Consider the following 15527-nt stretch of genomic DNA (forward strand, 5'->3'; position numbering starts at 1 on the left):
AACGGTGGACGGTGAGCCACGGGCCGTGCATCGCGAGAACGCGCGTCGCCGCCGCGACACCCGGTGACGGGCATCGCGGCGGCGGCGGGTCCTTCACACGGTCACGGCTTGGGCAGCGCACACCCCGCGCGGTCGAGGTCGAACTTGTTGCCGGTGCCGATGCACGGCACGATGCCGTACGTCTCCTGGGCGTAGTTGATGCCCTCACGCACCGTCACATTGCCGCTCTCGTCGACCTCGCACGGGTTGTTGTCCGTGCACTCCTGGCCGTCCTCGTTGCCGGTGTTGTTGACGGCGACGACCTTGCCGGTCGCGTTGTCGATCACCGGGGAGCCGGACGTACCGCCGATGGTCTGGCAGGCGGAGGTGTAGCGGACCGAGTCCTTCCAGGTCCACTCCCCTTCCTTGAGGCGGTAGACGAAGCCGTCGACGTTGCAGGCGTACGTGCGCTTCCAGTACCCGGACACAACGGTGATCGCGGTGCCCTGGACCGGGTGCGCGGTGTTGAGCTCCAGCGCCTTGATGCCGTACTTGCTCTCGATCTGGGCGTAGGTGCTGGTGAGTTGGTACACCGATATGTCGGTGTCGGTCATCGTCCCGTACGCGATCTTGCTCGCCCGCAGGGTGCCGACGCCGCTGCCCGAGGCGTTCAGCAGGGTGAAGCTACGGGTGGACGGCTGGTCGAACACGACCTCGCCGGGGCCCGGGAATCCCGTCTCCATGCAGTGCCCGTTGGAGAGCACGAGCGCGGGGTCGCCGGGCTGGGAGTCCGGGGTGCGGACGACGGAGCCGGAACAGTTGCTGAGCGCCACGGTCCCGGCGAAGTTGACCGCCTTGGGCCTGACCTTCTCCTTGACCGTGACGGACGCCGCCGCTTCGTGGCCGGTTGCCGCGGTTGCGGGCGCGACACCTGCCCCGAGGAGCAGGACGGCGAACAGCGCACCGACGAGAGGCTTCTTCATGTGGGGGTCCCCTCAAGTGACCTGGGCAGGGTCCTGATGGCCCCCGCCCACCGAAGTTTCCTTCGGATTTGACATGCGCATGTTGGCGCACTGAAGGGGCCCCCACAAGGGGCGGTTTCAAGCCGTCCGGACCCGGGGCCCGTCAGGCGGCGTCCGGCTCCACCGGGATCCACAGCTCGGCCGAGGCCTCCCCCGCGGCCGGCGACGGCCCGACGCGCAGGATCTCGGGACCGGGCCTGCTCCGGTACGGACTGGACGGGAACCACTGGGTGAACACGTCCCGCCACAGGTACTGGAGCGCCTCCGGAAAGGGCCCGGAGTTCCCGAAGACGGCCCAGGTGCCGGCCGCGACCACCAGCACGTCCAGGTCGTCCGGCGCGTCCGCACCGGTCACCACGGCGTGGTAGTAGTCGAGTTCGGTCCCCTCCGCACGGCTCTGAGCGAGATTGTCACTGACCTGGACGATGCCCTCCGGCTGCTGGTCGGAGAGTGCGGCGATGCGCGCCACGGTCTCCTTGCCGATGCCCCGGACGAACTCGGCGATGGCCGGGTTGACCCCCTCGTGCACCAGAGGAACCCGCGCCTTCCTGCCGACCACCCGGAACTCGTCCTTCGTCACGATCCGGTATTCCATGCTGCTGCTCCCTTCGACCACGAGACGGAAGGACATCCGGGGCTGCGACCGCAGAACCGCACCGGCCCGCCGGGCCTCGCCGGGACCGACACCGTGCATGGCACGGAACGCCCGCGCGAACGCCTCCCCCGAGGAGTAGCCGTATCGCACGGCGACCTCCAGCAAGGTCCGCTCCCCGTGGAGCACTTCGGCGCCCGCGAGCGTCAGCCGCCTGCGGCGTACGTACTCCGAGAGCGGCATCCCGGCCAGCGCGGAGAACATCCGCCGGAAGTGGTACTCCGACGTCGTCGCGATCCGGGCCAGCTCGGCCGCCTCGATCCGCTGATCGAGACGGCCCTCGATGTGCTCCATGGCCTGGTTCAGTCTCTCCAGCACCCCGGCCTCCTTCCCTTACGGGCACCCACGCTAGGAACCGCGCACCCCCGCGGGCCCGACATCCTGTGCCCGGTGCGGTCGGGTCGGGCACGGTGGGGCGCCGAAGCGGGCCAGGCAGTGCCAGACCTTCTTCAGCGACTGGGGGTCGTGGCGGCCGGAGCGGACGGCGTCACCGATGATCCGCGGGTCGAGGAGGCCGTCCTCGGCGATCTCGGTGCCGAGTTCGACGAACTCCGCTCCCCGGTAGCCGGGATGGCGCCGCAACCGCTCGACGGTCAGCCGGAATCCCGGGTGCCATTCCGTCCGGCAGGGAAGCCGGCGGGCCGCCTCCTCGACCGGCGTGGACCGGTAGCAGGGGTCGAGCACCAGGGCCTCCACATGGCGGCCGAGGACGACCGGGCCGTGGATCTGCGCCTCGATGTAGTCGTCGAGCGCGTCCCGCTCGTCGGCCTCGGCCAGCTCGATGAGGTGCATCCCGGACGCGACACCGAAGTCCACCGGCTCGGCCGCGCTGTCCGGGTAGCAGAAGGTGGCGCGCGGGAGGGTGTCCGCGGTCAGCCGGAAATACGCGGATCCGAACCTGGGGGCAGCGCCGGCGGCGGCGCCGCGGAAGTTCAACGCTCCGTAGACCGGACGCTGTTCGGCGGGCGCCGCGTCGTAGGCCCCGTCGAAGATCCGGCTCTCCCAACGCCATCTGTCCCCGCCCGGGTGTGCCGTGAGACCGCCGTTGCTCGTGCCGGTCACGAACTGCGAGCGGTAGACGCCGTCCCGCGCCAGAGCGACCAGGACCGGCCGGCCCGCCGCCTCCCGGTCGGGATGGAAGTTCAGCGTCAGCCGCAGCGAGGCGTCGACCGGCCGCCCCGACGAGAGGGACGCGACATGGCCGAGGGCCCGGCTCTGCGGGGACGGACCGGTGTGCGGCGGTGCGGTGGCGTCGCGCATCAGGGCCTCGCGTCCCGCGCGTCCACCCTCGCCGCCTTCAGGACGTCGTAGCCGACGAAGTCGAACATCCGCTGTCCCGCGGCGAGTTCGCCGGGCTCACCGGTGAAGCGGTGCGCGCCGACGCCGTACCCCGCGTCCGGTTGCGACAGCCACAGCCGCTCGAAGCCGCGCTCCTCGAACCAGTCGCAGACCAGCGGCACCCGGTCGGGTGCGGCGCGGTGGCGGGTCCAGACGACGGTGCCGCCGGGCGCGCACAGCCGGGTGCAGGTGTCGATGGTCCGCTCGATGCCGACATCGACGACATTGCCGAACACCCCGCATACCAGCACGAGGTCGGCCGGTGCGAGACGGGAGTAGTGATCGGTGAGCGAGGCGTCGCCCGTCACCACCTCCACCCGCGTCAGCCCGGCCCTGCGGACCGACTCCCGGGCCGCCGCGGTGTTCCCGGGGTCCAGCTCCACCAGCCGGGCCCGGACGTCGTCGCGCCGGGGGTGGTCCGCCAGTACGCCGATGAGGTCGCGGCCCTGGCCGGCACACACGCTGATCGCGCGCAGCGGGCCGGGCGGTGCGGTGTCCAGGGCGTCCCGGATGCGGTCCTGGACGGCGCGCAGCCGCCGCGCCGGCCATGAATCGGGGATGTCGTACGCGTCGTGCCACGCCTGCCAGTCCATGGCGGGGACCCTACGACCGGGGCACCGGGCACGTCATGCGAGTTCTGCCGCTCCCGTCGCACCCGTACAGCGGGTGCGGCCGGCACAGGGTTACGCGGCCTCCGTCGCGGCCGCCTCCCTCGACAGCTCCACCGCCTGGCGCAGGCTCAGGCCCGGCTCGGCCATGCGCAGCACCTTGACCGCCGCGACCGCGTCGAGCGGACCCTGGTGGCCGCCCGCCCGGATCCGGTGCCCCGCCCAGCGGCCCCGCAGCTCGGCGTCGGACGCGCCGGCCGCGTCGGCGACCACGGCGAGGGCCCGCTCCAGGCCGGGGCGTTCCTCCGCGCCCGCGGTCTCCAGCGCCTGCCGCAGCGCCGCGCCGATGGCTTCCGCGTCGCGCACCACGATCACGGCCATGTCCTGCTTCCCTTTTCCGATCATGCAGACATGGTGCCCGGGGACGTCCGCCCCCTCACCCGAGTTGAGCCACATCTGAGGTACGCGGGAGGCGCCCGGGGCCCGGCGACCGGGGTCCCGGGGACCAGGCCGCCTCCGTCCCGCCTTCCACGCCCGGATATCCCTCGGTCAGGCCGCGTGAGCTTCGAACCGGAGCGAGCCGAGGTCATGACCGGGCGTGAGGCGCACATCGGCGTCCAGGGCGGCCGCGAGTCTCCTGAGGAGTTCCATCGTCGGCGCTGTACCGCCCTCCTCGATGCACCCGATGTCGTCCTCCTCCATGCCGGCACGCCCGGCCAGCTCGGCCACGCTGAGCCCAAGCGCGGTGCGGCGGTCGTAGAGAGCCTTGCCGAAGGCCAGGGCCTCTCGAATGGCAATCCGTTCCGGATCCTCCGTCCGGACGCCCGAGGCAATCCAGCGGCTGTGCTGTCCGGCCATCACGCTTTCCTCCCGTACGTCGCGGTCACCGCTTCATGATGCTCGCTTTCGCGGACTTTCTGGGCACGCACGGCACGGTCGATCTGTCCCTGCTCGTGCTGCCTGGTCTTACGGAACACCGTCAGTAGCACGATGGTGCGCGCCGGGGTGATCCAGTAGGTCACACGGGGTGCGACATCGCGGAGCCGCAGCCGGAGCTCCCAGACCGGCCCTTCGAGGTGGTCGGCCCAGGGACCTCCCAGCTCCGGTCCGAGGACGGCGAGTATCCCCGCCACTTCGTCGACCCTCTTGAAGTCGTGGTCGCTCAGGCTCTCCAGCCACGCGCGCACCTCCGGTTCGATCTCGAAGTCGTACGGATCGCTCATACGACGGTCAACCGGACGTCGAGCCCGTACGTCACGCCCGCACGCCCCGAACGCCTCCCGCGCCGTGGCGCATCTCACCCGTCCGTGTCCGTCACGCCCCTGTTCCACCGCATTCGAAGCCCCGTCGCCGCCCCCGCCCGGCGTTCCCACGGCGCCGGGCGGTGGGGGCATGGCGATGGAAGACGGGGAGGGCACCCGGGTGGGGCAACCGGAGGGGAAAGGCGGGGCGGGGTGCGGGGTGCGGTCGTAAGCTCCCAGACATGCAGGTCATCCAGTCCACGAAGCTCGCCAATGTCTGTTACGAAATCCGGGGCCCCGTGCTCGAGGAGGCGATGCGGCTGGAAGCGGCCGGTCACCGCATCCTCAAGCTGAACACCGGCAACCCTGCCGCGTTCGGGTTCGAGTGCCCGCCCGAGATCCTCGAGGACATACTGCGCAACCTCTCCGGGGCGCACGGCTACGGCGACGCGAAGGGACTGCTGTCCGCGCGGCGGGCGGTGATGCAGCACTACCAGACCAAGGGGATCGACCTCGACGTCGAGGACATCTACCTGGGCAACGGTGTCTCCGAGCTGATCCAGATGTCGATGCAGGCGCTGCTCGACGACGGCGACGAGGTTCTCGTACCGGCTCCGGACTACCCGCTGTGGACCGCTTCGGTGTCGCTGGCCGGCGGTACGGCCGTGCACTACCGGTGCGACGAGCAGTCCGACTGGATGCCGGACCTCGCCGACATCGAGCGGAGGATCACCGACCGCACCAAGGCTCTCGTGATCATCAACCCGAACAACCCGACGGGTGCGGTGTACGACGACGAGATGCTGCGCGGGCTGACGGAGATCGCCCGGCGCCACAATCTGGTGGTCTGCTCCGACGAGATCTACGACCGGATCCTGTACGACGGGGCGACCCACACCCCGACCGCGACGATCGCGCCCGATCTGATGGTGCTCACCTTCAACGGGCTCTCCAAGAACTACCGGGTGGCCGGATACCGGTCGGGGTGGCTGGCGGTCTGCGGTCCGAAGGCGCACGCCTCCTCGTACATCGAGGGGCTGACGATCCTCGCCAACATGCGGCTCTGCGCCAATATGCCCTCGCAGTACGCCGTGGCCACCGCGCTGGGCGGGCGGCAGTCGATCGACGACCTGGTGCTGCCGGGCGGGCGGATTCTGGAGCAGCGCGACACGGCGTACGAGCTGCTGACGCGGATCCCGGGCGTGACCTGCGTGAAGCCGAAGGGGGCGCTGTATCTCTTCCCGCGCCTCGACCCCAAGGTCTACAAGATCAAGGACGACCGGCAGATGGTGCTCGATCTGCTGCGGGCCGAGAAGATCATGGTCGTGCACGGCACCGGGTTCAACTGGCCGGAGCCCGATCACTTCCGGGTCGTGACGCTGCCGTCGACCGAGGACCTGACGGACGCGGTGGACCGGATCGCGCACTTCCTGGACGGGTACGGCCAGCCCTGATCCCGCCCGCCGCCGATTCCACGGACACCAGTATCGATCGCAGACAACTTTAGACTAAATCCAAGGTAGGATGGTCCCACTGCAACACCAGGAGGCCATCCATGTATGAACCGATCCGCACCAAATCGGTCCACACACCGGCCGACCACGCCGAGGACTTCCCGCACCGCTCCCGCGGGGAGGAGCTGGACATCCAGCTCGCCGGGCACCTGGCCGCGCTCCTCGCGGTCACCGACGAACTGGGCCTCGGCGAGGCGGGCGACCGCATCGCCGAGCAGGTCGCCAGGCTGCGCGGCGCGCCGCCCGCCCGGCACGCCGGCCGGACCGACGCGCCCGCACCGGCGCTCCACCGCCGCGCCCACGCCCTCGCGGGCCGCGCACTGGTGGTCGCCGCGTCCCGCGCCGACACGGCCGTCGCGATCCTCGCGGCCGAGCGCATGGACGCGCACACCGCGGCGCTCGCCGCCTCCCCCGCCGCCCCGCTGGTCGGCGCCCGCTGACGGCCCCGGTCCGCGTGCCGTCGAGGCGCGTGGGCCGGGTGCCACCCATTCCGAGACGCCCGGGCGGACGCTTGCGTCCCCGTTGCGTACTGGGATCAGCGCTTAACCTTCCGTCCACCCGACTCCGCCTGGAATGTGGGTTTCCGCGAGCAGGCTACGCGTGTGAGACGCATCGTGGGAATCGTCCTGGCGGTGCTGCTGATCGGCGGAGTGGCAGTGGCCGTCGCAGCAGGCCGCGACAGCGAGGACAAGAGCACGGCAACGAAGACCGTGCGTGGAGTGATCGGTTCGGAGAAGGCAGAGTTCTTCGCCGATCCCGAAGTGGTGAAGGCCCTCGCTGCCAAGGGGCTCACCGTCAGGGCGGAGACGTCCGGGTCCTGGGCCATGGACCGGCTCCCCCTCAAGGGTTACGACTTCGCCTTCCCCGGCTCCAAGGCCCCGGCCGACGAGCTGCAGCGCCGGTCCGCCGTCAAGGGCGGTCCGCTCAGGCCCTTCTACTCGCCGCTGGTCGTCGTCGCGCACCGCTCCGCCGCCCAGGTCCTGGCCGGCAACGGGCTCGCGACACTGAACGGGAAGTCCAGCGGCAAGCTCCTCATGGGCCCCTACCTCCGGGCCGCCCGCACGGACCGGACCTGGCAGCAGCTCGAAGGGGCGGAGAAACACGCCGAGTTGACCGGGACGGTGTTCATCACCAGCACCGACCCCGTCTCGTCCAACTCCGGCGCCCTCTACCTCGCCGCCGCCTCGTACGTCGCCGACGGCGGCCGGGTCGCCGCCGACGAGGCCGCGATCGACCGCACCGCACCGCTGTTGAAGAAGCTGATCCAGGTACAGGGAGCGCAGCAGACCAGCAGCGACGCACCGTTCCGGGACTTCATCAGCGGGGTCGGCAATCCGCTGGTCCTGGTGTACGAATCCCAGGTCGCCTCGCTGCTGATGCAGCGGCAGGGCACCGGGGACCTGGTCCTCCTCTACCCCGACACCACCGTCTCCAGCGACCACACCCTCGTACCGCTGACCGACACCGGCCGCCGGCTGGGCGAACTGCTCTCCACCGACCCGGAGTTGCGCAAGCTCGCGGTACGGCACGGCTTCCGGCCGCAGGGCGCCGCGGCCGAGTTCACCGCGGCCACCGCGGACCACACCGACTACATCGACCAACAGCTGACCGGTGTCCGCCAGGCGCCCGTGCCCACCGCCACGGTGCTGCGCGCGATGGCGCGGCGGACCCGCGGCTGACGACACACGCCTCCCGGGAGACCTCAGCCATGACCGAAGAGCCTCAGCCGCTCACCCTCACCCCGCCGGGCGACTCCGCCCCGCCGCTCGTCCTCACCCCGCCGGAGCCGGTCGCCCCGGTCCGTGCCGAGCAGGCCGCCGGTCTCGTGCCGGTCGACGATTCGGCACGGGCGGAGATGGCGCGCCGCGCCGCCGAGTACGTCGGCGGCCTCGCCGGGCTCGACGCCCGGTCGCCCGAGTTCACCACCCGGATCGGGGAGATCACCGCGCTCGGGCAGGGCGACATCCGCAGCGCCGCCCAGCAGTCCAACCGGATGCTGGACCGCACCGTCCGTTCGCTGGCCGGGTCCGGGGGCGCGGACGCGCAGAGCAGGGTCGGCTCGTCCCTGGTCGAGCTGCGCCGCACCGTCGAGGACCTCGACCCGCGCGAGACCCCGGGCCGCGGTGCCCGCCGGCTGCTGGCCCGGCTCCCCGGCGGCAACAGGCTCCGCGACCACGTCGCCAAGTACGCCTCCTCCCAGGCCACCCTGAACCGGATCGTGGGCTCGCTGCGCGGCGGGCAGGACGAGCTGCGCCGTGACAACGCCGCCCTGCACACCGAGCGCACCCGGCTCTGGGAGACCATGGGCAAGCTCCAGGAGTACGTCGTGCTCACCGAGGCACTGGACGGCGCCGTCGAGCAGCGCATCGTCGAGACCGCCGCCACCGACCCGGCGCAGGCGGACGCGCTGCGGGCCGATGTGCTCTTCCCCGTGCGGCAGAAGCACCAGGACCTGCTGACCCAGCTCGCGGTCTGCGCGCAGGGGTACCTCGCGATGGATGTCGTACGGCGCAACAACGACGAGCTCATCAAGGGCGTCGACCGGGCCGCGACCACCACCGTCTCCGCGCTGCGGATCGCCGTGATGCTCGCCTCGGCGCTGGAGAGCCAGCGCAAGGTGACCGAACAGGTACAGGTGCTGCGCTCCACGACCGAGGACCTGATCCGTGGCAACGCGGAGATGCTGGCCGGTCAGAGCGGCGAGATCCAGCGCATCGCGGCCGATCCGGCGGTGGGCGCGGAGACGCTGCGCACCGCGTTCCAGCAGATCTACCGGACGCTCGACGCGATCGACACGTACAAGGTGCAGGCCACCGAGTCGATGGCGGCGACCGTGGAGGCGCTGACCGCCGAACTCCAGCAGGCCGGTGCCCATCTGGAACGCAGCCGGTCGGCCGGTTCGCTCGACGGCGGGGGGCCGGTATGACCGGCCCTTCCCGGCGGCGGCCGCCACGGCCGCGGCGCCGGATCGCCCGCCGGCTCGTCGCGCTGCTGGCCGTCGCCGCGCTCGCCCCGCTCGCCGCCTGCTCCGGATCGAAGGACGGGGCGTCCGGCGGGCCCGGGGCGGACGACGGCCGGCCGCGGGCCGGCACGCTGCGGATCCTGGCGTCCAGTGAACTCGCCGACATGAAGCCCCTGTTGGAGCAGGCCCGCAAGGCCACCGGAATCACGGTGCGGCCCACCTGGACCGGCACCCTGGACGCCGTCGGGCTGCTCGGCTCCGGGAAGGCGGACGGGGCGTACGACGCGGTCTGGCTGTCGTCCGACGACTATCTGCGGCTGCACCCGCAGGCGGCGCGGCGCATCACCTCGGAGACCCCGCTGATGACCTCACCGGTCGCCCTCGGGGTCCGCCCGGCGACCGTGAAGCGGCTGGGCTGGAAGCCCGGGGACGTGACGTGGTCGCAGGTGCACCGGGCGGTCGCCGAGGGCCGGCTGACGTACGGGATGACCGATCCGGACCGCTCCAACTCCGGTTTCTCCGCACTGGTCTCGGTCGCCTCCGGGCTCTCCGGCGCGCAGTCCGCGCTGACCGACGCCGATGTCCGCGGGGCGAGCGGCAAGCTGAAGGAGTTCTTCGCGGGGCAGCGGCTGACCTCCGGTTCCTCGGGCTGGCTGGCCACCGCGTACGCCCGGCGCGGCACCGTCGACGCGCTGATCAACTACGAGTCGGTGCTGCTCTCGCTGAACCGCGACAGCCACACGGGGCTGACCGTGATCCGTCCCCGCGACGGGGTGGTGACGGCCGACTACCCGCTCAGCGCGCTCGCGGCCGCCGCTCCGGACGCCAGGGACTCGGTGCGCGCGCTGACGGCGTACCTGCGTACGCCCGACGTCCAGCGACAGCTGACCCGGGACACCTTCCGCCGCCCGGTCGTGCCCTCGGTGCGGCCCGCGCCGCCGCTCGCCGCCGACGCCCGCCGCGAACTGCCCTTCCCCGGCACCCGGTCCGTCGCCGACGGGCTGCTCCACAGCTACGAGAACAAGCTCCGCCGCCCCTCGCGCACCGTGTACGTGCTGGACACCTCCGGCTCGATGGCCGGGGACCGGCTGAAGGCGCTGAAGGCGGCGCTGACCGGGCTGACCGGGGACTTCCGGGAACGGGAGGAGGTCACGCTGCTGCCGTTCGGCTCGTCGGTGAAGCAGATCCGTACGCACACCGTCGATCCCGCCGATCCGCAGCGGGGTCTGGCGGCGATCGGGGCGGACACCGCCGCGCTGACGGCCGGGGGCGAGACGGCGATCTATTCGAGCCTGAAGTCGGCCTACGAGCAGATCGGCGACGGCACCGAGTCCGCGTTCACCTCGATCGTGCTGATGACGGACGGCGAGAACACGACGGGCGACACGGCCGGCGGGTTCTCCTCCTACTACCGTGCGCTCCCGGCCGCGCGACGGGTCACCCCGGTCTTCCCGGTCGTCTTCGGCGACTCGGACCGCCGGGAGTTGGACCGGATCGCCGAACTGACCGGCGGCCGGCTCTTCGATGCGACGAAGGAGCAGGGCCCCGGCTCGCTGGACGGCGCCTTCGAGGAGATCCGTGGATACCAGTAGAGCGCCCGGCGGCAGGCCGGCGGGCCGGGTGGCGGCCTACCTGGAGTCGCGGAAGAACATCGCCGGGAGCGCCTGCGGGCTGGCCGGCCTCGTCCTCACCTTCAGCGGGCTCGCGGGGGCGTACTGGCCGGTGGTGGTCGCCGGGCTGTACGGCGCGGGGGCGCTGATCGCCCCGCCCGAACGCCCGCCGGTCCCGGTCTTCCCCGACCCGTCGACCCAGCTGGACGCGGTGCGCACCGACTACCACGCGCTGTGCGGGTATCTGGGCGAGGTCGAGCTGCCGCCCGCCGCGTCCGGGCGGCTCACCGAACTGACGGAGCTGCTCGACGGACTGCTGGCCCCCGGGCCGGTGGCCGAGGCGCTGGCCGCCGACCCGGAGGGCATTCATGTCCTGGCGCGCGCCGTGCGCCGGGACATCCTGGAGTCGGTCGACGCGTTCGTACGGGTCCGCCCGTGGACGCGGATGGTTCCGGGCACGGAACCGCCCGAGCGCCATCTGGAACAGCAGCTGGCACTGCTGCACCGGGAGGTCGAGCAGCTGGCGACGTCGCTGCGCGAGGCGGAGACGCGGCGCCAGCAGACGCATACCCGCTACCTGGAGGACCGGGGCCGGAACGGGTAGTGCCCGTCCCGGCCCGCGGGCCGTGGTTCCAGGGAGTCGCGAACGGCTCCCGTCAGCTGCGCACCCGTACCGTCGCCGACGCCGTCGATGCGCTGTGCAGGGCGTCACCGGCGTAGCCGACCTGGTACGTCACCTGGCCGGTGGCCCGGGGCAGGTCGTCGATGGTGAACGTGCCGTCGGCGGCGACGGCGGCCGAGGTCAGGGTGCCGGTGCCCTTCCGGTCGGTGCGCACCACGGACACCGTGATCCCGGCGGGCAGCGCCCGCCCCCGGCCGGTGAGGGTGCCGGTGATCGTCAGCCCGGCGCTCTTCGTCGCCTCCGCCGGGGCGGTGAGGGCGAGGGTGGTCGGGGCCTTGTCGACCGTGACGGTGAGCACGGTGTCCTCGGCCGGGCGGTGGGTGATGTCACCGGTGAACGAGACGGTGTAGGCGGCGTCGCCGACCAGCGACGGGACGTCGAGGACGGTGAACGATCCGTCGGCGTCGACCTCGACGGGGGCGAGCCTGCGGTCGCCGTTCGCGTCGTGCCGTACCGCCGTCACCCTGACCGGTTCGGCGGGCGCGGGCCCGTCGAGCTCCAGCCGGCCCCTGATCCCGACCGGCTCACCGACGACGGGCCGGCCCGGGGTGGTGGAGAGCGCGCCGGTGAAACGGGAGTCGTACTGGGCGGCCGGGGGCTGGACGACATGCAGCCAGAACTCGCTGCCGGAGGTGTTGGTGGTGACGGCGAACAGTCGCGAGCCGTCCTTCGACCAGCCGAGTCCGCGCGGCGCGATCCGGTCCCCGTCGAGCGCGCCGTCGAAGGCGAACTCCAGCGGGGCCGTACCGGCCGCCGGGTCGGCGGGCTGCACGAGCAGGTCCGGTGTGCTCCCGCTCGCGGCGGCGCCCCGCGCGATGTAGGTGCCGTCGCCGCTGAAGGCGACGGCTGACGCCTTCGCCCCCTCGGGCAGTGGCTGGTACCCGGCCGGCGCGTCGGACAGATCGGCGGCGTCCAGGAGCCGGGTGCCGTACGCGGCGTCGGCGACGGCGATCCGCCGGCCGTCGGGGGACTGGGCCACGTCCTTCATGTCGAGGGCGCCTCGGCCGTCGGCATCCGCGAACCGGCGCTCCGGGCCGCGCACGAGCGTGTCGCCGCTCGCGTCGAGCGTGGTGAGGAAGGGGTCGGCCTCGCCGGTGCTGCGGCTCTGCGCCATCACGATGCGGTCCGGGACCTCGGGCCCGCTCGTGAGCCGCAGCCGGCCCGCCGCGTTCCATCCGGTGTTGGTGCTCTGGCTGCCCGCCGCGCCGTACAGCCAGGTCTGGCGGTTGTCGCATTCGGTGGTGAGGTAGGGCGTCTCGGTGTGCCACTCCTTGCCGCCCGCGAAGGCGACGTCGCGCGGGCAGGGCACGTCGTACGCGGTGTACGTGACACCGGTGCGTTGCTGGGTCGCGGTGTCGAAGGCGAGGATGCCCGAGGACTGCGAGACGTAGAGCGTGCCGCTGTCCGCGCTCAGGGCCATCCCGGACGGCGCGGAGGCGGTGGGCAGCGAACCCACCTTCTGGCCCTGGAAGTTGTAGACATGGACCTGGTTCGCGTACTGGTTCCGGCGGTCGTCGGTGAGGTAGACCCGCTCGTGCGCCGAGTCGACGACCATCGCCGAGTACGACGAGATCGGCAGCTTGGCCACGGTGTCACCGGGCACCGGGCCGTCGGCCGCGAGGGCGGCGGACGGAGCGAGGGCGGTGAGCCCGGCGGTGCCGAGCGTCAGCGCGGCGAGAGCCGCCGCGATACGTATGCGGTGCTGATTCCTTCTCAACTGAGTCCCCCACAGGCTCGGTTGGTCCCCGGCCGACCGAGCCGGAGACATGTGGAGGAACATCGAATCTTGTGAAGGTGCCGTGCGCAAGAGAAGGGTGATGCCGGGCCGTTCTTCATGAAACCGGCAGGAAAAGGGCAGGGCGGGGAGCGGAACATGGGGAGGCCCCCGGAACCGTGAGGGGATTCCGGGGGCCGTACCGCGGCGGGCTGTTGACCCCACAGGTCAGGGCGGATGTCCGAGAGCCCGGCCGCGGGGCGTGCGGGGCGCACCCGCGCGGGGTGCGCCCGGGGGCCTCAGCCCAGGCGCTCGACCAGCGCGCGGTACTCGTCCCACAGCTCCTTCGGCGTGTGGTCGCCGAAGGTGTTGAGGTGTTCGGGGACCAGCGCCGCCTCCTCGCGCCAGACCTCCTTGTCGACGTCGAGCAGGAAGTCCAGGTCGGACTCGGAGAGGTCCAGGCCGTCGGTGTCGAGGGAGCCCTTGGCCGGCAGGATGCCGATCGGGGACTCGACGCCCTCGGCCTTGCCTTCGAGGCGCTCGACGATCCACTTCAGGACGCGGCTGTTCTCGCCGAAGCCGGGCCAGACGAACTTGCCCGCGTCGTTCTTGCGGAACCAGTTCACGTAGTAGATCTTCGGGAGCTTGGCCTGGTCCTTGTCGGCGCCGACAAGGATCCAGTGGTTCATGTAGTCGCCCATGTTGTAGCCGCAGAACGGCAGCATGGCGAACGGGTCGCGGCGCAGCTCGCCGACCTTGCCCTCGGCGGCGGCGGTCTTCTCGGAGGCCACGTTGGCCCCGAGGAAGACGCCGTGCTGCCAGGTGAAGGACTCGGTGACCAGCGGGACGGCCGAGGCGCGGCGGCCGCCGAAGAGGATGGCCGAGATCGGCACGCCCTTCGGGTCCTCCCACTCGGGCGCGATGATCGGGCACTGGCCGGCCGGGACGGTGAAGCGGGCGTTGGGGTGGGCGGCCGGGGTGTCGGACGCGGGCGTCCAGTCGTTGCCCTTCCAGTCGGTGAGGTGGGCCGGAGCGGTCTCCGTCATGCCCTCCCACCACACGTCGCCGTCGTCGGTGAGCGCGACGTTGGTGAAGACGGAGTTGCCCCACATGGTCTTCATGGCGTTGGCGTTGGTGTGCTCGCCGGTGCCGGGCGCGACGCCGAAGAAGCCCGCCTCGGGGTTGATCGCGTACAGCTGGCCGTCCTCGCCGAAGCGCATCCAGGCGATGTCGTCGCCGATGGTCTCCACGGTCCAGCCGGGGATCGTCGGCTCCAGCATGGCGAGGTTGGTCTTGCCGCAGGCGCTCGGGAACGCGGCCGCGACGTACTTCGCCTCGCCCTGCGGCGGGGTGAGCTTGAGGATCAGCATGTGCTCGGCGAGCCAGCCCTCGTCACGCGCCATGACGGAGGCGATGCGCAGCGCGTAGCACTTCTTGCCGAGCAGGGCGTTGCCGCCGTAGCCGGAGCCGTAGGACCAGATCTCGCGGTCCTCGGGGAAGTGCGAGATGTACTTGGTGGAGTTGCACGGCCACGGAACGTCCTCCTGACCCTCCTCCAGGGGCGCGCCCAGCGTGTGGACGGCCTTGACGAAGAAGCCGTCGGTGCCGAGCTCGTCCAGGACGGCCTGTCCCATGCGGGTCATGGTGCGCATCGAGACGGCGACGTACGCGGAGTCGGTGATCTCGACTCCGATCGCGGAGAGCGGCGAGCCGACGGGGCCCATGCAGAACGGGACGACGTACATGGTGCGACCGCGCATCGAACCGCGGAAGACACCGTTCTCGCCCGTAAAGATCTCCCGCATCTCGGCGGGGGCCTTCCAGTGGTTCGTCGGGCCGGCGTCCTCCTCCTTCTCGGAGCAGATGAACGTGCGGTCCTCGACGCGGGCGACATCGCTCGGGTCGGACGCGGCGTAGTACGAATTCGGGCGCTTGGTCTCGTCCAGCTTCGTGAACGTGCCCTTGGCCACGAGCTCCCCGCACAGGCGCTCGTACTCGGCCTCGGAACCGTCGCACCAGACCACCTGGTCCGGCTCTGTGATCGCTGCGATCTCGTTCACCCAGGAAACGAGCTCCTGGTGATCGGTGGGAACAGTGAGGGGAGCCGCGATGTCGCGCGCCACGATCGCTCCTTGTTGAGGGTGTCTGTTTGGTAGTTGCCCCGTGGGGGCTGCGACCCGGATGCTTCGACCCCTTCGAATCTCG

Annotated in this window: 15 protein-coding genes; 6 read left to right on the forward strand and 9 right to left on the reverse strand. The window is 71.6% G+C overall.

Annotation, left to right across the window (positions count from 1 at the left end):
- Positions 1 to 101 precede the first annotated feature (101 nt).
- From ACWCPY_RS09830 to ACWCPY_RS09860, 7 genes are all read right to left on the reverse strand, one after another.
- Entirely contained in the window at positions 102 to 962 is an 861-nt protein-coding gene (locus ACWCPY_RS09830; protein ID WP_451263816.1) for a S1 family peptidase, read from the reverse strand.
- 142 nt (positions 963 to 1104) lie between these two features.
- A complete protein-coding gene (locus tag ACWCPY_RS09835) occupies positions 1105 to 1971 on the reverse strand; it encodes an AraC family transcriptional regulator (RefSeq protein ID WP_451263817.1) in 867 nt (288 codons plus the stop codon).
- Positions 1972 to 2001: 30 nt separating this feature from the next.
- Positions 2002 to 2913 carry a DUF3626 domain-containing protein gene (locus ACWCPY_RS09840; RefSeq protein ID WP_451263818.1) on the reverse strand — a complete coding sequence of 304 codons (912 nt, stop codon included), beginning with the start codon at positions 2911 to 2913 and terminating at the stop codon, positions 2002 to 2004.
- Entirely contained in the window at positions 2913 to 3584 is a 672-nt protein-coding gene (locus ACWCPY_RS09845) for an SAM-dependent methyltransferase (protein ID WP_451263819.1), read from the reverse strand. The genes ACWCPY_RS09840 and ACWCPY_RS09845 overlap by 1 nt, the downstream gene beginning before the upstream one ends.
- 90 nt (positions 3585 to 3674) lie before the next feature.
- Positions 3675 to 4004, reverse strand: a complete 330-nt coding sequence (locus ACWCPY_RS09850) for a hypothetical protein (protein WP_451263820.1) — start codon at positions 4002 to 4004, stop codon at positions 3675 to 3677.
- A 144-nt stretch (positions 4005 to 4148) separates the two neighbouring features.
- Complete coding sequence (locus ACWCPY_RS09855) at positions 4149 to 4457, reverse strand: helix-turn-helix domain-containing protein (protein ID WP_451263821.1); 309 nt, start codon at positions 4455 to 4457, stop codon at positions 4149 to 4151.
- A complete protein-coding gene (locus ACWCPY_RS09860) occupies positions 4457 to 4822 on the reverse strand; it encodes a type II toxin-antitoxin system RelE/ParE family toxin (RefSeq protein ID WP_451263822.1) in 366 nt (121 codons plus the stop codon). The genes ACWCPY_RS09855 and ACWCPY_RS09860 overlap by 1 nt, the downstream gene beginning before the upstream one ends.
- A gap of 260 nt (positions 4823 to 5082) precedes the next feature.
- On the opposite strand from ACWCPY_RS09860, the gene ACWCPY_RS09865 reads away from it, so the two are divergent.
- The 6 genes from ACWCPY_RS09865 (at position 5083) to ACWCPY_RS09890 (ending at position 11530) form a co-directional block, all read left to right on the forward strand.
- Complete coding sequence (locus ACWCPY_RS09865) at positions 5083 to 6294, forward strand: pyridoxal phosphate-dependent aminotransferase (protein WP_451263823.1); 1212 nt, start codon at positions 5083 to 5085, stop codon at positions 6292 to 6294.
- A 101-nt stretch (positions 6295 to 6395) separates the two neighbouring features.
- The gene (locus ACWCPY_RS09870; RefSeq protein WP_451263824.1) at positions 6396 to 6794 is read left to right on the forward strand and encodes an SCO4983 family protein; all 399 of its coding nucleotides are present in this window, start codon (positions 6396 to 6398) and stop codon (positions 6792 to 6794) included.
- A gap of 135 nt (positions 6795 to 6929) precedes the next feature.
- Positions 6930 to 8033 carry a hypothetical protein gene (locus ACWCPY_RS09875; RefSeq protein WP_451263825.1) on the forward strand — a complete coding sequence of 368 codons (1104 nt, stop codon included), beginning with the start codon at positions 6930 to 6932 and terminating at the stop codon, positions 8031 to 8033.
- A 29-nt stretch (positions 8034 to 8062) separates the two neighbouring features.
- Positions 8063 to 9280 (forward strand): toxic anion resistance protein, encoded by a 1218-nt coding sequence (locus tag ACWCPY_RS09880; RefSeq protein WP_451263826.1) that lies wholly within the window; start codon positions 8063 to 8065, stop codon positions 9278 to 9280.
- The gene (locus ACWCPY_RS09885) at positions 9277 to 10908 is read left to right on the forward strand and encodes a substrate-binding domain-containing protein (RefSeq protein WP_451263827.1); all 1632 of its coding nucleotides are present in this window, start codon (positions 9277 to 9279) and stop codon (positions 10906 to 10908) included. The genes ACWCPY_RS09880 and ACWCPY_RS09885 overlap by 4 nt, the downstream gene beginning before the upstream one ends.
- Positions 10895 to 11530, forward strand: coding sequence for a hypothetical protein (locus tag ACWCPY_RS09890; protein ID WP_451263828.1), 636 nt, complete (start codon positions 10895 to 10897; stop codon positions 11528 to 11530). Before ACWCPY_RS09885 ends, ACWCPY_RS09890 begins: the two co-directional genes overlap by 14 nt.
- Positions 11531 to 11582: 52 nt before the next feature.
- Here the strand turns inward: ACWCPY_RS09890 and ACWCPY_RS09895 are convergent, their stop codons facing one another.
- Positions 11583 to 13325, reverse strand: a complete 1743-nt coding sequence (locus tag ACWCPY_RS09895) for an Ig-like domain repeat protein (RefSeq protein ID WP_451263829.1) — start codon at positions 13323 to 13325, stop codon at positions 11583 to 11585.
- Between the two features lie 296 nt (positions 13326 to 13621).
- Positions 13622 to 15445 carry a phosphoenolpyruvate carboxykinase (GTP) gene (locus ACWCPY_RS09900; protein ID WP_451263830.1) on the reverse strand — a complete coding sequence of 608 codons (1824 nt, stop codon included), beginning with the start codon at positions 15443 to 15445 and terminating at the stop codon, positions 13622 to 13624.
- Positions 15446 to 15527 lie beyond the last annotated feature (82 nt).

This window comes from Streptomyces sp. NPDC002403 (assembly GCF_053593015.1).